General features: G+C 40.5%; 13 protein-coding genes. 2 read left to right on the plus strand and 11 right to left on the minus strand.

Features of this window, described 5'->3' with window-relative positions; translation table 11 throughout:
• Nucleotides 1–243: 243 nt before the first annotated feature.
• The 5 genes from V7K44_RS23140 to V7K44_RS23160 form a co-directional block, all read right to left on the minus strand.
• Nucleotides 244–480 (minus strand): hypothetical protein, encoded by a 237-nt coding sequence (locus V7K44_RS23140; RefSeq protein ID WP_334934759.1) that lies wholly within the window; start codon nucleotides 478–480, stop codon nucleotides 244–246.
• A 436-nt stretch (nucleotides 481–916) separates the two neighbouring features.
• On the minus strand, nucleotides 917–1,705 hold the full coding sequence (locus V7K44_RS23145; RefSeq protein ID WP_334934761.1) for a peptidylprolyl isomerase: 789 nt from the start codon (nucleotides 1,703–1,705) through the stop codon (nucleotides 917–919).
• Nucleotides 1,706–1,845: 140 nt separating this feature from the next.
• Nucleotides 1,846–3,390 (minus strand): HlyD family efflux transporter periplasmic adaptor subunit, encoded by a 1,545-nt coding sequence (locus V7K44_RS23150; protein WP_334934763.1) that lies wholly within the window; start codon nucleotides 3,388–3,390, stop codon nucleotides 1,846–1,848.
• A gap of 144 nt (nucleotides 3,391–3,534) precedes the next feature.
• Entirely contained in the window at nucleotides 3,535–6,621 is a 3,087-nt protein-coding gene (locus V7K44_RS23155) for a peptidase domain-containing ABC transporter (protein WP_334934765.1), read from the minus strand.
• 1,696 nt (nucleotides 6,622–8,317) lie between these two features.
• Nucleotides 8,318–8,455: a hypothetical protein gene (locus V7K44_RS23160; RefSeq protein WP_334934767.1), complete on the minus strand. Its 138-nt coding sequence runs from the start codon at nucleotides 8,453–8,455 to the stop codon at nucleotides 8,318–8,320.
• Nucleotides 8,456–8,894: 439 nt separating this feature from the next.
• Between V7K44_RS23160 and V7K44_RS23165 the strand changes: the two genes are divergently transcribed.
• Nucleotides 8,895–10,094, plus strand: a complete 1,200-nt coding sequence (locus tag V7K44_RS23165) for an acyl-CoA dehydrogenase family protein (RefSeq protein ID WP_334934770.1) — start codon at nucleotides 8,895–8,897, stop codon at nucleotides 10,092–10,094.
• A gap of 153 nt (nucleotides 10,095–10,247) precedes the next feature.
• Here the strand turns inward: V7K44_RS23165 and V7K44_RS23170 are convergent, their stop codons facing one another.
• The 6 genes from V7K44_RS23170 to ssuD all read right to left on the minus strand — a co-directional run bounded on the left by V7K44_RS23170 (nucleotide 10,248) and on the right by ssuD (nucleotide 15,202).
• Entirely contained in the window at nucleotides 10,248–11,198 is a 951-nt protein-coding gene (locus tag V7K44_RS23170) for a D-2-hydroxyacid dehydrogenase (protein WP_334934772.1), read from the minus strand.
• A complete protein-coding gene (locus tag V7K44_RS23175; protein ID WP_334934773.1) occupies nucleotides 11,198–11,344 on the minus strand; it encodes a hypothetical protein in 147 nt (48 codons plus the stop codon). The genes V7K44_RS23170 and V7K44_RS23175 overlap by 1 nt, the downstream gene beginning before the upstream one ends.
• A 117-nt stretch (nucleotides 11,345–11,461) precedes the next feature.
• Entirely contained in the window at nucleotides 11,462–11,965 is a 504-nt protein-coding gene (locus V7K44_RS23180) for a GNAT family N-acetyltransferase (RefSeq protein WP_334934775.1), read from the minus strand.
• A gap of 251 nt (nucleotides 11,966–12,216) precedes the next feature.
• Nucleotides 12,217–12,987: an ATP-binding cassette domain-containing protein gene (locus tag V7K44_RS23185; protein WP_334934777.1), complete on the minus strand. Its 771-nt coding sequence runs from the start codon at nucleotides 12,985–12,987 to the stop codon at nucleotides 12,217–12,219.
• 144 nt (nucleotides 12,988–13,131) lie between these two features.
• Nucleotides 13,132–13,962, minus strand: coding sequence for an aliphatic sulfonate ABC transporter permease SsuC (ssuC, locus tag V7K44_RS23190; RefSeq protein WP_334934779.1), 831 nt, complete (start codon nucleotides 13,960–13,962; stop codon nucleotides 13,132–13,134).
• A gap of 91 nt (nucleotides 13,963–14,053) precedes the next feature.
• Nucleotides 14,054–15,202: an FMNH2-dependent alkanesulfonate monooxygenase gene (gene ssuD / locus V7K44_RS23195; protein WP_334934782.1), complete on the minus strand. Its 1,149-nt coding sequence runs from the start codon at nucleotides 15,200–15,202 to the stop codon at nucleotides 14,054–14,056.
• A 1,067-nt stretch (nucleotides 15,203–16,269) separates the two neighbouring features.
• On the opposite strand from ssuD, the gene V7K44_RS23200 reads away from it, so the two are divergent.
• Entirely contained in the window at nucleotides 16,270–18,084 is a 1,815-nt protein-coding gene (locus V7K44_RS23200) for an iron uptake porin (RefSeq protein WP_334934784.1), read from the plus strand.
• Nucleotides 18,085–18,261: the final 177 nt, after the last annotated feature.

Here is an 18,261-nt window from a genome sequence, read left to right on the forward strand (position 1 = left end):
TTCAGGGCAGGCAAACAACACAGACTGCGAACTGAGTTTGAGAATTAAATGTTGTAAGTTGTAAAATTTTATTGCGGAAACAGTTTTTTGAGATCAAAAGATGTATTTTTGGTAAAAGCCGAAGGCTCAAATGAGCAAAGAGCCTTCGGCATTTATCAATATACTAAGCTTTCGAGCCTAACTCTACTTGCAGAAGTTAATACTTTTTGTAAGTAGAGTTTAATTATTAGTACTTGTTAACTACTAGTTGCTAGTTTGAGCAAAGCTTGATGATGAAGCAGTAGCACTAGTAGGAGTGACGGTAGCGTTAGTAAAGGTTACGGCTACATTGTTGAGGCCGCCAGTTGCTTTAGCGTCTGCATCAGCTTGTGCAACGCTGTTGAATTTTTTGATTACAGGCTTAACGATTACAATCTTCTTCCAACCACCAAGAATTTCTTCAGAGGTATTTTCCAAGTAGTTAAGATCAGAAATGATCATTTGAGTTCTCCTAAATTTTATAACTGTTGTTGGGAATATTTGGTCTAACCAACTTGTTTCGTTTGGCTATACATCTAATATACTTTATTCCTCAAAAAAGTCAACACTTTTTTGAGGAATTTATGATTAAAAAAACTAATGTATTTATGTTTAAAAAGCATTATATTTACTCATGCCTGAAGTTAGAAAAAACTGCACAATAAATCTAAGCAAAAATTAAAGTAATTCTTGCCCAGTAAGAGTTATAGCGATTTAATTTAATTTTTAAGTAAAGCAAAAGCAGCACTTTGTAGATATATTCACAAAACACTAAAAAAGAAAAGCTATTAAGTTTCGAAGTAAATAAAACCTGTATCTGCAACATTTTTAAATACTATAGAAATCTATCCTAATTTAGGGTAGATACTTAGCGAAAAAAAATTTGCAAACTCCTACATTATTTAGTCTTGGTGAATAACATATCTATTAATTCCTCTTGTGAACCGTCTGAGTCTATTTGAGTAACTATTTTCATCGTGGTGATTTGTTGCTTTAACCAATCAGAAAAGGATTCTGTAATGATTTTTTGGCGCAACTGTTCATCTAATTGGGGTTGAATGACTTCTTCCACCCAAATTAAATACACTCCCTTGGGAGTAGTTATCGGTTTGAGAGCTTCTGGTGGTGCAGCAGCAAAGACAGCGGCTGCAATCTCTGGACGAAAATCTTTGCGGTATCGGAGTCCTTTGTATCCATAAGCACGACGGGCTTCTGGTTCTGAGATATATAGACGAGCAATATCTGGAAAATTGATTTCGCCTTCTTCTAAGGCATAAAAAAGCTCTAAAGCCAAGTCTCGATCCTCGAAGACAACTTCGTAGGTAACAGCAGCGATATAATCTAGCTGATGTTCGTAAAAATGCTTTTCCAGCTGATTGGAAAATAGATGATTCGCTAACTTCCGCGCAAGGATATTGTTGTAGGCTAATTCTTCAAACTGATCCACAGAGAGGTGGTGTTTTTCTAGCCATGACCAGGTGTCTTTAGCTTTGACAAGCTTCTTGGCGAACCTTAAGTTATCTCCTTCTTGCTGTAGTTCTTCTGGCGTGACTGTAATTCCTGCCGCTTGAGCTGCTTCGGTAATAATACTTTGCGATGCGATCGCTTCCACAACAGCAGGTATCTGACAGGAGAGTTTCAGACTGTGAATGATATCTGAGGTGGAAATAGTCAGATTGTGGGGCATAACATGATATCTCCAATTAATTAAGCGGATTGGATTGGGGATTGGGCATCGCTTTGGCTTTGCTGAGGGCAAGTGCGCATGGGGCATTATATTATTCCTCCAATCTCCCTTGTCCTATTTCCTGATTCCAATACCTTTAACTACATCTCCAAACCGCCCTTTTTCAGTTTTTTGAACGGATCTAGAACAAAATCAATTACTCGCCGTTGACGAATGATGACTTCAGCATTTGCTGTCTGACCAGCACCTAATCGAATACGTTTGTTGCCACTTTGGACATACTGCTGATCTAAGGTGATTTCTAATTCATAGGTTTCGATGTTGCCTTGGGGTGTTTGGCTAACTTTCGAGTCAGGCGAAATCCAAGTAACTTTCCCTTGCACGATGCCATACTCTTGGAAGGGATAGGCATCAAACTTGACTTTTACTGGCATTCCTAACTTCAAGAAACCGCTATCCTGATTAGGCATATTTGCTCTGAGTACGAAGTCTGTTTTCGTGGGTGCAATTTGAGCAATCCTTTGACCGACTTGTACCACCGCTCCTGCCTTAGTGGTAGGTAATTCAAAAATCACCCCATTAATCGGCGATCGCACCACGCGCTGCTGAATTTGCAATCTTGTAGATACAAGCTGGCTTTTAGTTTGAGCGATTTCTGATTGCGTTGCTGTTATTTGTGACTGTATGTCTTTTAGCTGCTCCTGATTTTTCATTACAGCTAGTTGTCCGGCTTGCGTGGCGCTTTTATAACTACTTTGTTCTTCTTGCAGTCGGAGTTTTGCTTGTTTGATATCAGACTCTAACGTTTTGATAGTTACTTGATAATTATTTAGCTCTTGGGCTAAACGCAATTCGGCTTGTTTAATATCTGATAGAGACTTTTTATAAAGTCGTTTGCTTTCTTCCTCTTGTTTTTTGCTTTCCTCTAATTGGATTGTAGCAACTACCTTCTTGTCAACAAGTTGGCTATAACGGTCAACTTGGTTAGAATTTATACTCAAAAGTTTTTCAGCCGATTCTTGATCGTCGCGACTGGTTGAAATTTGCTCCTCTGCTTGTTTGACTAATGATTGTTTTTCTAACTTTTGGAGGTTATAGCTACTCAGTTTGGCATCCAAGTTTTGCTGCACCTGGTTGAGTTGAGCCAATTTTTCTAATTCTTGGGATTTATTTTGTTGTTCTAAAAGACTCGTTGACATTAAGAGTTGATTTTTCAGCAGTTCCAGTTGGGATTGCCGATTTTGTAGCCCTTGCAATTTGCTCTGGACTTGTTGGAGTTCCGTTTGTAGCAACTCAGAATCCAGTTCTAGTAAAACCTGGCCGGCTCTAACTGTATCTCCTTCTTTGACCGTAACTGCTTTCACACTTCCAGCAGCTTGAGCGTCTAATTTTTGAGTTGCGCCTTTAGGTTCTATACGCCCTCTGGCGCTACCAGTTTCATCGACTTTCGAGAGAATTGCCCAAGGCAAGAATAGACCAGTAAAGGCAATGAGCGTATACAACAAACCACGAGTCCAAATTCGAGGTAAGGCATTAAGTAGTTTTTCTGTACCGTAGTACAAATCTTGACTTTCATTGTCTGCCTCTGTCTGCTCGTCAAATACCGATTCCTCTTGCTGTTTGTAACCTTGATATTTATCTTGCTCATCTGGGGGAAGTGGGGAGGATCTATTGGGATGTGGCATGGTTTTTTTCCGATAACACGATAACAGTAGATGGGGAGTGGGGGAGAAATCAATTCAAAATTCAAAATTTAAAATTGTACCCTTACAGGGAAGCAAGCTACGCGCAGAGTCTCGTCGAGAATAAAAAGACTGCCCAATGCCCCATCAACTAACTTGAGACATCTGTTGTTGATTCAGGTAGTAATAATGACCTTTTTTAGCGATTAATTCGTCGTGGGTACCGCTTTCTACCAAAATACCTTGATCTAAAACCAGGATTAAGTCCGCGTTACGGACTGTAGAGAGGCGATGGGCAATAATTACACTTGTACGTCCTTTAAGAATTGTTTTGAGGTTGTTTTGAATAATCCGTTCTGATTCTGAATCTAGGTGACTAGTGGCTTCATCAAACAGTAATAACCGAGGATTTCCGAGCAAAGCACGAGCAATTGCTAGGCGTTGGCGCTGTCCACCAGAAAGCATTCCGCCGCTTTCACCAATTTCTGATTCGTAACCTATTGGTAATTTTTGAATAAATTCATCGGCTCCAGCATATTTTGCTGCTTGGATAATTTCTTCTAAAGAAGCATTTGGATTAGCGATCGCAATGTTTTCGCGAACAGTTCCACCAAACAGAAAAGTATCTTGGTCTACAACGCCGATTTGGGAACGGAGCGATCGCATAGATACACTGGTGATATCGTTACCATCAATGAGGATTTTGCCATCTGTCGGTGGATATAAACCCAAAATCAATTTACTGAGAGTTGTTTTTCCAGAACCGCTGCGCCCTACGACTGCAACCATCTGTTCCGGCTTAATTTCAAAGTTGAGATTTTCTAATACGTTAGTGTCACTTTCTGAGTGATAACGAAAGGTAACATTCTGAAAACAAATGTTACCGCGAAGTTTACCCAACGATTTGCGGGGTTTAGTTTCTAAGTCTTCTTCTGGTTCCGCCTCCAACACATCATTAATGCGTTCAGTGGAAATCACGATTTCCTGTAATTCATTCCACAGCAGAGCCAGTCGCTGGAAAGGACTCAAGACGTTACCCACCAACATATTGAAAGCAACTAATTGTCCAATAGTTAGTTCGCCATTAATTACCTGGGTCGCTCCGTACCACAGCAATGAAGTATTTACAAAGGTGTGGATGACGCCACTGATAATTTGCAAGCGATTGTCAATTATTTGAGCATTAAAATCTTTTTTGATTAAATCATTTAGCAGTTCCTCCCAACGCCAACGCACTGTCTGTTCAATTGCTAATGAGCGGACGGTACGAATTCCGCTTAGGGATTCTATGAGATAGCTTTGTTCTTTGTTAGCTGCATTAAAAATATCTCTGGAGATGCGGCGCAAAATACTTGTGCTGGCCAGCGCCAAGATAAAAAATGGCGGTACAGTACACAGCACGAATAATGCCATCCGCCAGCTATAGGAGAACATCAAAGCCAGATAAACCACTAATGTCAGCATATCCAACACAATGGAGAGTGTCTGACCAGTCAGGAAGTGCTGAATTTTCTGGTTTTCTTGGATGCGCGAGATTATATCTCCAACGAAACGCGACTCGAAATAAGCAAGGGGTAAACGGAAGGTATGTTTGATGAAGCCTACGAGTAAGGCGATACTAATGCGGTTAGCAGTGTGAAATAAGAGATATTGCCGTACACCATTGACAGCAACACCAAACAACCCAAAAACAATCATTCCCAAACCAATGGCGTTTAAGGTTGGAACACTGCGTTGCACAAGTACTCTGTCGAGCAACAACTGGGTAAATACTGGCGTTACTAACCCAAATAATTGAATAACTATCGAAGCGATGAAAATTTCTAGTAGTGTTCGATAGTGAGGTTTGACTAACTCAAAAAATTTCCAGAAACTTCTACTTTCGTCCTTAGCACTTTTGAGTAGAGCTGTCGGTTGCAGTAACAATGCATAACCACTCCAACCTGCTTGAAATTCAGCTTTTGTCAGACTGCGTTGACCAAGAGCCGGGTCACATACAATCACCCGCTTTTTGGTGATTTCATAGACAACAATAAAGTGTTTACCTTCCCAGTGAGCAATTGCAGGTAAAGGTTGTTCTGCTAATTTATCAAGAGTAGCTTTCACTGGACGGGTGGCAAAACCCAGGTATTCTGCTGTTGCAGCCATAGCCTTTAGGGATGCACCGTTGCGAGTGACATTGGTCATATCCCGTAGGCGATTGATACTAAAATGTTTGCCCCAATAGTTACCAATCATCACCAAGCAAGCAGAGCCACAATCAGCTGCACTTTGTTGGGCATAGAAGGGATAGCTTTTGGTGATGCGTTTCCACCAATGCCCCACTTGTACTTTTGGGCTGGGAAAGTAAAAACGTGATTTTTTTGTTGGCTGTTGTTGTGACGACTGCTTTTCTCTTTGGGGAAAAGGAATAATTTTAGATTTTGGAGATTGAATTTTTTCTCTAGCACCCAGTCCCCAGTCCTCAGTTTCCAATCCCGTTCCGCTGACGCTCATGGCAAAAGCCCACTCCCCCAACTCCGGGAAGTATTCTAGTGCTGTTTGCATCTGGTCGTTTTTCAGAATGTAAGCAATCGTTGGTTGCGTTGTTTGCCAATCTCCTTGTTTTGGTTGAGCAAAGATTGTACCTGGTGTCAAAGAATGGTCTTCAGAATGCCGCAGTTGACCTTTGTACAATAGCCACAACTGTGAATCTTGGGATATTTGTGGACTTACAGAGCCAGTTTCTAATTGGTGTCGCTCAAACAAAGATAAGGCTTTGAGCATTCCTGAAACTTGTGATGTATGGCGTGGGAATTGTGATACTTGGCGACATAACAACAACAAATCCCAAAGTTCTGCACGGGCAAATAGGCGATCGCGAATGTTAGGATACTTGTCTATCAACCTTTGCAATGCTTCTTGCCTGAAATAGCCAAGTTTTAAGCTTGTCGAAGCTCTAACTGCATAAGGACTAAAGTTAGCTTCGGGAAACAAAGTCAATTCACCAAAAACAGACCATGCACCAAAGGTAGTAATTAAATTCTCAGAGCTATCTAATAGTCGGACTTTACCTGTAAGAATAATGTATATACCAGGACTAGTCTGTGCAGATTGCCAGAATTGCTTTGCTGATGGTGGCTCCACAACCTCCATTTCTGCCAATAAGTTCTCTAATTCTTTTTCTGAAAGTTTTGTACCCAAGGTGTACAAAATTCTTTCACCCACATGTTGCTCAGAAAGCACTGGTGGCATTTTCTAATCTCCACAAAAAAATTTAATTAGTTATCAGTCGCAATCCAATCAAAACTTCATTAAAAATATTATTTAATCCCGTATTTTCACCGAGGAAACTCTAAGCTTTATTAGAGTAGAGTTTAGAGAGAAATAGTATGGTAGTAAAGCATCTCTCTTTTACATACAAGGTATTTTTCTTAAGTGGGCAATCTACTTGTTGCAGCCAGTTCTTGATGTGGCAATAACTTGTGTAAATGCCAGAATATCGAGCTAGAGCTTTGTTTACCGACATTTAGCTTCAAGAGCAAATAACTGCATTGACAGACTCCACACAGATAGGGATTGCTCATTTTTGCAATCAGCAGTGGTTGTAAGTGATGATTAAGAGGAATTCTTTTCGGAGCATAATTTGCTATATGCAGTAATAGCTATGCAAAGTATTTCATTTCTCAATCACAAACTCTCGAAGTTTTTTCTAGTTCGGGACAATGTTATGGCTGAAAGTTAGCTTTCATCCTCTTAAACAAGACCTGAATCGGAAGAATTCTTAAAAGAATGTTTTCAGACATTCCTAACTTTTTAACAGCCTTGTCTTGACTTAAATGGTGTGACATAATTGTAGTTAGAAATTGCATTGAGTCGTAAATTATGTGAAAACGTAATTCATTGCAGTTGTGTAATCAAAGCCTGACAGCAAAAAAGCCACAACTACAAATCTGAATAACGTTGTAGTGTTAATCAGAAATTTACACAATGTGCAATTAGTTCCCGGCATATTCCCTAGTGCTTTGCGAGTCTAGGGGATAGTCTTCGGGATAGCTTCATCCTTATCGTGCAACCTGGAACAAAAGAGGATCTTGAGTAGGCTACAGGAAACAGAAGACTATAAAAACTATAAAGCTATAAAAGCACATCGTAATTTTTGTTTAAGTAAGTAGTATTTTACCAATTAAGCAAAACTCCACTTAAACAAATATTGCTTAACCTTGCTTGCAGGTTCCAGAATGGATATTTTTCCAGCACTGCCTAGTATCTTTAAGGTAGCATCTAGCAAGTTATTTAACGTTTGTTTAACGTTTGTATTATACCTCCTATAGTGTAATAAATGCAAGTGAACAAAAGAGACTTGCAAACATCATCATATTTACATACAAACATGATATTTACATAATTAGCTTACACTCCTTAGCACTTAAATTTAGATATTTTAGTAGTTTCTTAATGTAAATTTTATGACAAGTCAGCTAATAGATGATTTTTAACAAAAAAAATATATTTCACAACCATTTATACATTAAATCTTTAAATAGCTAGGTGGCATAACATGATGCTAGTCATATCGGCGACTATTGTTTGCTTAAAGGTGACATTTAAGTTGTTTGAATTAGCTGTGAGGTAAAACACATTAATGTTGTGATCCGGCACACACACTAGTTAACTACCTTAATCTTAGCATTTTTCCCATCAAGGGCATAGCAGCAATACATATTACAGCTTGATATAAGTTGAGAAATAAGCATGATGTTTAAATGAGCCTATAGTTCAAAAAATGACAATAAATCGCAAATTCGTCTCTTAAAACCTAAGATTGCGATGCGATCGAGTCAAGTAGTAAATGGATAAATTGAATGGTGGTTATAGAGCCAGTACCCTGACGAAATTGTGACATCATAGATTTGGTTAAATATAGGAAATCATCCATAGCGGTTCTCACTCAGATCGCGTACATCCTCAAAGTTAAAAAATTTATATATGAAGTCCAGTTATACCTCAGTAGCAGAGGAACCGCTATAAAAGCAACCAAGGTGATATTGGTTGCGATCGCCAATGGTGCTGCTGTATATTTATCCATTGGAAAATCTACTTGATGAGAAAATTATCCCTGTGTTATCTAGGGATCTTTATATTACTCTCAACAGAGAATATTTAAACGCTTGTTTCTCCATGCTTAGTTCCAAATGCGGAGATTTAATTTGAATGACGATTAGCTTAAAAGACCAGTAGGGAACTCAGTTCCTAAATTGTGGGGCGATCGCGGAATTTTCTACTTGGCTTGCTCTATGAAAGGAGTTTGTGTCATACTTACAAAAATCATTAAATTACTAAATATCGGTCGATTTTAAGTAGTATTTTCACTAGTGCTAGAAGTAATACAGTCTGGGTAATGAGGATTGAAGATTGAGGGGAGACTGCCGTCATGCGAAAAATTGATGTTCCTGCAAACTTGAGATGCTTCCATAGTGATAAAACATCTCTGATTTAGTAGTACAGTGAATTACGAAGGAGTATTTATGTCACAGTTGGAGCAAGCAGTGCCAGACACCTTTGTAGCACAAGGCTTAGAAACTCTCCCCAATATTTTCGACCGAGTTGAGGCTCTGGCCAAAGATTTTGCCACCCGTGCAGGGGCGCACGATAGAGATTCTTCCTTTCCTTTCGAGAATTTTACAGCTTTGCATGAGGCAGGATTGCTCAACCTCACCATTCCGTGTGAATTCGGTGGCCAGGATTTGGGATTGGCAACTATTTGCCGGGTGATTGAAGGGATAGCGCGTGGCGATGCTTCGACGGCATTAGTACTGACAATGCACTATCTTCAACATGCTCATGCAGCCCGTAGCCGTCGCTGGCATCCAGAAGTATACAAGCGGCTGTGTCGTGAATCAATTGAAGGCATTGCCCTGCTAAATGCTGCCCGTGTCGAACCAGAGCTAGGAACGCCAGCGAGAGGCGGATTGCCAGCGACAATTGCCGAACGAACATCAGAGGGCTGGCGTTTAACAGGACATAAGCAATACACCACGGGCAGTCCTATCCTCAGCTATTTTGTTGTTTGGGCACGGACAACTGAAGATGAACCACAAGTTGGGAATTTTCTAGTTCCGCGCGATCTGCCAGGTTTGCGAATTGTCGAAACCTGGGATCACTTGGGAATGAGAGCTACGGGCAGCCATGACCTCATTTTAGAGAATGTATTAATTCCTTCAGAGTATGCTCTAAATATCAACCCCATATCTGCTGCGCCATCTTTTGATCCACTGATTTCCACTTGGGGCAGTTTGACAGTGAGTGCTTTATATCTCGGTGTTGCTAGTAGTGCGCGAGACTGGCTTGTTAAGTATCTTTGGGAGCGATCGCCTTCTAATCTCCAAGAGCCACTGGCAACTCTGCCACGCTTCCAAACTGCCGTGGGTGAGATAGAAGCACTGCTGTTTGCTAATAATAGATTGATTTATAGTTTGGCTCAAGATATTGATAAGGGCAAATATGAGCCTAACGTAGGATTACAGGCACAGGCTGTTAAATATCTCACTACAACCAACTCGATTCGTGCTGTGGAGATTGCCTTAGAACTAACTGGTAATCCTGGTTTATTAAAGAGAAATCCTTTAGAGCGACACTACCGTGACGTTCTGTGCAGCCGTATCCATACACCGCAAAATGATGTTATTTGCCAATCTTTAGGAAAGTCGGTGCTGAAAGTCAAGTGATTGGGGAGTGGGGCAAGCAGGGGAGCAGCACTTCTCTACGAGACGCTGCGCGAACGGCTACGCTCAGTGACCGGGGAGAAGTTGCAGTAAGTTTGATCTCCTCTGCTCCTCTGCCCCTCCGCACCTCTGCCTCTTGTGCCCAATGCCCAATCTTTAGTATCCTGCTTGCTTATCTACAACATTCCGCAAGGGCTGACCGTTTTGGTAGCGTTGAAGATTGTCAATAAATAGTTGTGCTATGCGCTCTCTCAGGCGTGGCGACAAGGCTGAACAATGGGGAGTGATAAAGGCATTCGGTAGCGACCATAAGGGACTTTCTGGCGGCAGAGGTTCGGTTGCAACAGTGTCTAATCCAGCACCCGCAATCCAGCCTTCACGTAGTGCGGTAAGTAATGCAGCTTCATCTACGATCGCACCACGAGCAATATTAATTAGGTAAGCAGACTGACGCATAGAGCGCAACGCAGCTTCATCGATCAAGCTTTTAGTTTCTGGAGTTAAAGGTGTCGCAAGAACTACATAGTCTGCGGCTGGGAGGAGCGATCGCCACTCATCGGCACCCACAACTTTGTCAAAATTCGGTAGGGGTTCAGGATGGCGGCGACTACCCCATACTGTAACTCCAAATGCTTTAGCACGAGATGCGATCGCTTGACCGATATTTCCTGTGCCGAGAATTAATAAAGTTGCGTCTGCCAGTTCTTCAAGAAACACTCCTCTTACCCAAGTGTGTTCATTCTGCAAAGTTTGCAATTTCCGCAGATTCTTGGCGTGATAGAGCATAAATGTCAGTACAAATTCTGAAATTGGAATTGCATGAACCCCTGCACCATTAGTGAGGATAATGTCCTTTTGCAAAAAAGTTGGCGTGAGGATGTGATTTACGCCAGCACTTGGTGACTGTTGCCAACGCAGCGCGGGTGCTGCTGTTAGTACTTTGTCAAGAGTAGAGGTTTTCAGATAAAATCCATTGACATAAATCTCTGCATCACTGACATCACCATTAAGATTACCTTCACTATCCACCTCCACAACATCTATATTAGATGGTAGATGTGGCTCTATATCTGCAATGAGATGATCGGGTAAAATTAGTTTCACCATTAGCTACTCCCTAATTTAATTTTGGATTTGGATTTTGGATTGTGCAACCCAATCGGCAGCACCTCATCTACTCGTACAATCTGTGTATTGGATGGTAGATGTGGCTCAATGTCAGCAACCAGATCGAGCGGCAAAATGAGCTTCATTGTAGATTACCTCTTCTTTATTTAAGGCTATCTCTGTAAATTGCCTATGTTTGACAAAAAATTGAGTGCCATTTTCCCTTGGCACAGATATAATATTTATTAATATTTCATAACTGATTATTTAATATGTAAACACATAAACTCTAGATCAAAAGATTGGTTATTATATTTATATGCTCTTTTCTCTGTTCCATATATTTGAAATCCTAATGATAAGTAAAGTGCTTTTCCTAAGACATTGTTTTTAACAATATCGAGTAATAATATTTCTACCGCATTAATAGTTTTTGCTCTTTCAATTAATTCATTTAGTAATAATTTACCTATACCTTTGCTCCGATATTCTTGTTGAACATACATGCTACTAATATATGCTTTATGCCGGAGTTTTATTCTTGATTCTTGGTAAAATCCGACTATCCCAATTAAATTTTTATCCTCAAAACATCCCAAAATAAAATTATTGTTATCTACTGGAATTCTATCCCGAAAATGTTCTATTGTCTTAATTACTTCTTCCTGATATGTTGTACCAAATGAATCTGGATTTTTCTCTAAAGCTTCTAATCTGATCTGTCTATAATCTTCTGCGTCATACTTTGTTAATTTTTTGACGATCATTAGATACTTGTGTATTATTTGTTTTCACTAAAGCGATATAGATTATTACATTTTAGTTTATCTAGATCGTGAATATATAAAAAATCAGCCACACCAGCAGAGAGGAGAGTTGGGAGGTATTTTGATTGTTCATTAATAATTTTTTATTGTTATATATAGCTGCTTTTCCAAAGCAAGTCTTAATCTCGAAGTAGCCTATTTACCGCAGCTACCTCAAGTTTAATCTTGATTGGCTAAAAAAAGCTTAAATTTCAACTACTCAATTGTAATAACTGGTTGTTTACCTGAGTATTCTCATTGCTCATTACTCGTTCTAAAACTGCTTCTCTGATATTGATAAATACTTCGCTACTTCGATCTCGCGGGCGTGAAAGTCTCACAGGTAAATCCATAGAAATCTTTCCTTCATCAATCACTATCACTCGGTCTGCTAACGCCACAGCCTCTTCCACATCGTGAGTAACCAAAAACGCAGTAAATCTTCGCTCTTGCCACAAGTTTTCAATCAAATGCTGCATTTCTTGGCGAGTTAGAGCATCCAATGCTCCCAAAGGTTCATCTAGCAACAACAAACGGGGCTGACTGGCTAAGGCTCTGGCCAATGATACCCGTTGCCGTTGTCCTCCAGACAAAACATAAGGCCACTCATCAGCTCTATCTTTGAGTCCGACTTTATTGAGTACCCATAAAGCTTTTTCACGCCAATTACCTTCTAAGCCCAACCCCACGTTCTGAATAACACGCTTCCACGGCAGCAAGCGGGGATCTTGAAACATCACTGTTACAGAGCGGCTCAGTTTATGTAGTGGTTCTCCATCCAGTAGTATTCCACCTGAAGTTGCTCTATCTAATCCTGACACCAGACGCAATAAAGTACTCTTACCACAACCACTTCGTCCGACAATAGCGACAAACTCACCTGCTTCAACTTCTAAATTCAGCGAGTTTAAAACAGTTTTATTGCCAAAAGCTTTCGTCAAATCCAAAATACTTAGTTGTGTACCCTGTACATTTGAATTCACTTGCAAAACCTCCTTTTCGATAACAACTGGAATTTTATTATTTATTTGATAAGACTTTGAAGAAAGCAAATCACACTCAAAATCAACAGAAGTCAAAAGTTAAAATCAGGAATTTTCAACCTTTAATTCTGGTGAGTTTAGCATTTATGACTTTTGATAATTGGGATTCCAAGCCAAGAATTTCGTTTCTAATCCTCTGGCAACAGCATCTGCTAATTTACCTAGTAGTGCATAGATTACAATACTCAAAACTACAACATCGGTTTGCATAAACTCACGAGCATTCATTGCCATATAACCAAGACCAGAATCTGCCGCGATCGTTTCTGCCACAATTAGTGTCAACCACATAATCCCCAAGGAAAAACGGACACCAACGAGAATCGAAGACAAAGCTCCTGGAAAAATTATTTGCCACAGAAGTTGTGGTGTTTTTAAGCCGTAGACTTTTCCCATTTCAATCAGTCCAGGGTCAACGCTGCGAATGCCATGAAATGTATTGAGATATAACGGAAAAAATACCCCCATAGACACTAGAAATAATCTAGCTTGATCGCCAATACCAAACCAGAGAATCACTAGCGGAATTAATGCCAAATTAGGGATAGTACGCAGCATTTGTAAGGAACTATCCAATAACTTTTCTGCTATACGGGAAAAGCCATTGAGTAATCCCAAACCGAAGCCAATACTGCCACCAACTATAAAACCAGATATCGCCCGCCCAGCACTAATTCCTATATTTTGGAACAGTTCTCCAGTTGAGCCTAGTTTAATTGCTGTAGCGATTACACCACTTGGTGCTGGTAAAATCCTGGTTGAAAGTAGACCAATTCTAGAAGCAAGTTCCCAAAGAACTAATACGGTAACAGGCACAATCCAAGGAACTATCTTCTGGAATTGTTGGTTTTCCCACAACCCGGTCAGAAATATTGTATTGTTGTTGCTTTTGGTCTGTTTAAGAGAAATAGTCATGAGATTTGGGATTTTAGATTGTCCACAAGGATGAATCTAGAAGCATCGTTCGCATAATTCGTAACTTGCTCTTTAATTACGAATTATTAGGTCATGAGGCACTTGTTAATTGTTTCGCAAATTTTTCATTAGTGACGATTTCGCCAACAGGACTCAATACTGGTGGCGTTAAAGGTGTAGGTTCACTTTGCAAAGGTAGACGTGGAAATAATAATTCAGCAGTACGATACGCTTCTTCTAAATGAGGATATCCAGAGAAAACGAATGTTTCTATGCCCAAATTCTGATATTCCAGCATCCTCGCGGCAACGGTGTCGGGATCTCCAACTAGGGCCGTACCAGCACCACCCCGCACCAATCCAATTCCTGTCCACAGGTTGGGACTAATCTCTAAGGTTTCTCGACTACCACCATGTAGTTGACTCATGCGCCGCTGTCCTTCAGAATCAGATTGAGCTAAGTCTTTCTGAGCTTTAGCGATCGCATCCTCATCGACATACTTAATTAGCTCATTGGCTGCATCCCAAGCAGCTGACTCGGTTTCTCGCACAATTACATGCAAGCGAATCCCAAAACGGACTATTCTGCCCTGTTCAGCCGCCAATTTCCTAACTTCGGCAATCTTTTGGGCCACTTGTTGTGGAGGTTCACCCCAAGTCAGGTAAACATCTATATGTTTAGCAGCAACCCGCTTGGCGGCAGCAGATGAGCCACCAAACCACAAAGGTGGATAGGGTTTTTGAACTGGTGGGAATAGGAGTTTACCACCTTTGATATCCAGGTAGTTTCCTTTAAAATCGACTGTTTCTCCACTGACGATACCCCGCCAAACTCTGAGAAATTCATCGGTTAAATCATAGCGATCGTCATGACTAAGATGCAAGCCATCCCCAGCCAGCTGCACCGGATCTCCACCTGTCACTACATTAATCAACAATCTTCCTTTAGAAATTCGGTCAAATGTTGCTGCCATCCGTGCAGCAACACTTGGGGAAGTAATTCCTGGACGAATTGCCACCAGAAATTTCATCTGCTTGGTGACAGAGATGAAAGCAGCGGCAGTTATCCAAGCATCTTCGCAAGAACTTCCTGTGGGTAACAATGCGCCCGTGTAGCCTAAACTATCCACAGCTTGGGCAATTTGTTGTAAATAATCAGGTGTGACAACACGAGAGCCAATATCTGTGCCTAAATAGCGTCCGTCATGAGATCCAGTAGGAATAAACCAAAGAATTTGCATTTGTGTCAGACAGGGTACAAGTATATATGCTACGGCATATCGATCGAATTACCGGAGTTTATAGTCAGCATTTTACAGGAAATTATTTAAAACGCCAGTGATAGATTAACGATTCATAAAGAATGACTACCCACAAGATTGACGTTCTCACACACAATGCCAATAATCATGACACTTTTTTTGCAACAATAGCTGTCGTGAAGAATACAAGTTTTGTGTCAATTACCCGCCTTTTTGCGACTTTGAAGTGTTCACTTCTAATTTCATCGACAGAAACCTTGCTAACTTGCACTTTCTAAGGGTAAGAACTTCAAACCCTCTCCCCTGGGATCTCAACGTGTAAATTAAGTACTTAACAGCTTAGTCTTGTATCGGCGTCTTTTTGTCCCCTATTCGCCTTTAACCGGGTTTAGGATTATTTTGATGGCAATTTTCTGCCTCGGATCTGTGCAGTTACTTCAGTGTTGGCATTTGAGGCGAATATATAGAGCGCATCTACGAAGAAAAAGTACTAGGTCTTGCATTGTACCAAGCTCTATGCAAAGATAATTCTACAAAAGTACGGTAAGTCGATAGAACTATCGTACTTGTGTAACGATTGATGCTGTCAAAATATAGCTGATTACAAAATAGTGTTTTCAACTAATGTTAATTGGCAAATAATCATTTGAATCGAAATCAAGCTTTCGTCAATGTCAGTAGCCATTGATGAACTTTGTACAGCATAACTAAAAAATGGACTTTAGAATGTCTCTAGTGTGTGGTTGAGTTTCCCTTAAAAGTAAAGAAGTCTTTGCTAAGTCGGTTATTGTGTAATTCCAGACGTTTTTAGGCTTATTTTAAGCGTCATAATTCCTAGATCACTGCGAATTTAGGATTGTACATTCAACTACTTAGTACTGGTTTCGATATTTATCAGAATTTTGCGCTTTTTTCAGCAGCTAAAGCTTTGGTAAATCCATGTTCTAATCGTTGAACATAAACATTAGAACAATGATTTATATTGTCTTTTCTGTATAAATAAAGGGCTAATTTATACATCTTTAAGGTTGAGGAGTTAAGGAGTAATGTCGAAATTTCGCTGGAATTATAGATCCATAGTGTTCCTGCTTTCGGTGCTAGATATTCTAGCTATCCTGGTTTTTTATCCAGCCAAAAGTCAGGCTGAATTGCCTAAATCTGATGTATCTACTACTGAAGTAGAAGAGAATAAAGCTCCAGAATCAGTTGTCAATCAAACAGTAGACACTTTAATTGCACCAGTCACTCTTAAAAAAGCTCCAAACGATCTCCGAGATCGAGTGACACCAGTCTCGCAATTGTTGCAAGTTGCACCGCCAACTAACAAAAAAGCTCCAAATAATGGAGCAGGGCAAGTAACATCCGTCTCGCAACTATCAGATATTAAGCCTACAGATTGGGCATTTCAAGCATTACAGTCTCTAGTTGAGCGCTACGGTGTAATTGCAGGATATACAGATGGTACATTTAAAGGCGATCGCTCCCTAACGCGCTATGAATTTGCCGCTGGGTTGAATGCAGCTTTAGATCGCCTCAATGAACTAATAGCGACTTCGACAACAGATTTAGTTAAACGCGAAGACTTGGATACCATCAAAAAACTACAAGAACAATTTTCTCCAGAACTCGCCCAACTTCGGGGACGTGTAGATAGCCTGGAAGCACGAAGTGCGAAGTTAGAAGCAACTCAGTTTACGACCACAACCAAACTTATAGGTCGATCTCAGATTGTTTTTGGCGAAGTTCTGGCGGGTAATAATGTAGTCACTAAGAGACCAGCACCTCACAATGCCACACTTCAAGGCTCAACTTCTTTACGGTTAAACACCAGTTTTAACGGAAAAGATTCACTAGGTATAACAATAGGAGGTGGAAATATTGAATCACTGGGACAAACAAGAGCTGGATTATTGGGAACTTATGAGGGCAGAACTGCTGATAACTCCAGTATTACTTTTGCACGCAACACTCTTATTCTCAGTGGTGTTCGCTATCGATTTCTACCTTTTCCAAATACCCAAGTCAACATTTATCCCTTGTCTGACGGAGCTAGTGAGATAGGTCTTTCTGGCCCCATTAACCCATATTTTGAATCGTCTTCTGCGACTGGTGCTAATGGAATTTCACGATTTTCACGGCGGTCTTTGGTCTATAACTATGGAGATAGCGGCCCTGGAATTGCTGTACTCCAGGGATTGGGCAAACAACTTCAATTAGGGCTAGCGTACAGCGCGCCAAACGGTGGTAATCCCACAACTAATAACGGCTTATTTACAGGCAGATATTTAGCTTTAGCACAGTTAATATACTACTCTTCTAATCGGAATTTTCGGGTAGCGGCAACTTACGTCAATACTTATAGCCCACCAAACACTCTAGGTTTTAGTGGAACAAATTTTGGCCCAGCAGTCGGGAGTAACCTAGTAAACAGTACCGTGCCTGGAGCCTCAACTGTGGGCAATCTTTATGGTCTACAGGCGTTCTATCAAGTTAATCCCAAGTTCGCAGTCAATGCCTGGGTAAGTTATGCAGCACACCGCTATTTGGGGCGCGGAGATGGCGAAGCTATGGATTGGGCTGTAGGACTGGCATTCCCGGATCTTTTTAGTGAAGGTGCTCTAGGGGGGGTTTTAGTTGGTATGGAACCAAAAATGATTAGTCTCAGTAAGGGTGTAGATTTGGGGGCAGGTGCGGGACAAGCAGACAAAGATACTTCCCTGCACGTTGAGGCATTCTACCAATATAGAATCGGAGATAACATTGAGGTTACACCGGGTTTGATCTGGATTACTGCACCAAATTCGGATGCTAGCAATCCTGATAGTTTATTTGCTTGGGTTCGTACTGTCTTTAGGTTTTAACCTTTGACACTCCCCGGACTGAATAAAAATTTGCTGACGTTTAATCAAAAGTCCGGGGATTCTTGAGTCTTAAGGGAGCCAATGTTAATACCGCAAAACAAAGCCCAATCCAATTATCGCGTCTTTTCTATCTAGACAAAACCGTTTAGAAAAATTTATTAAACTACGGTAAAATTA

Origin of the sequence: Nostoc sp., from assembly GCF_036917235.1 — a bacterium.
GTDB lineage: Bacteria > Cyanobacteriota > Cyanobacteriia > Cyanobacteriales > Nostocaceae > Nostoc.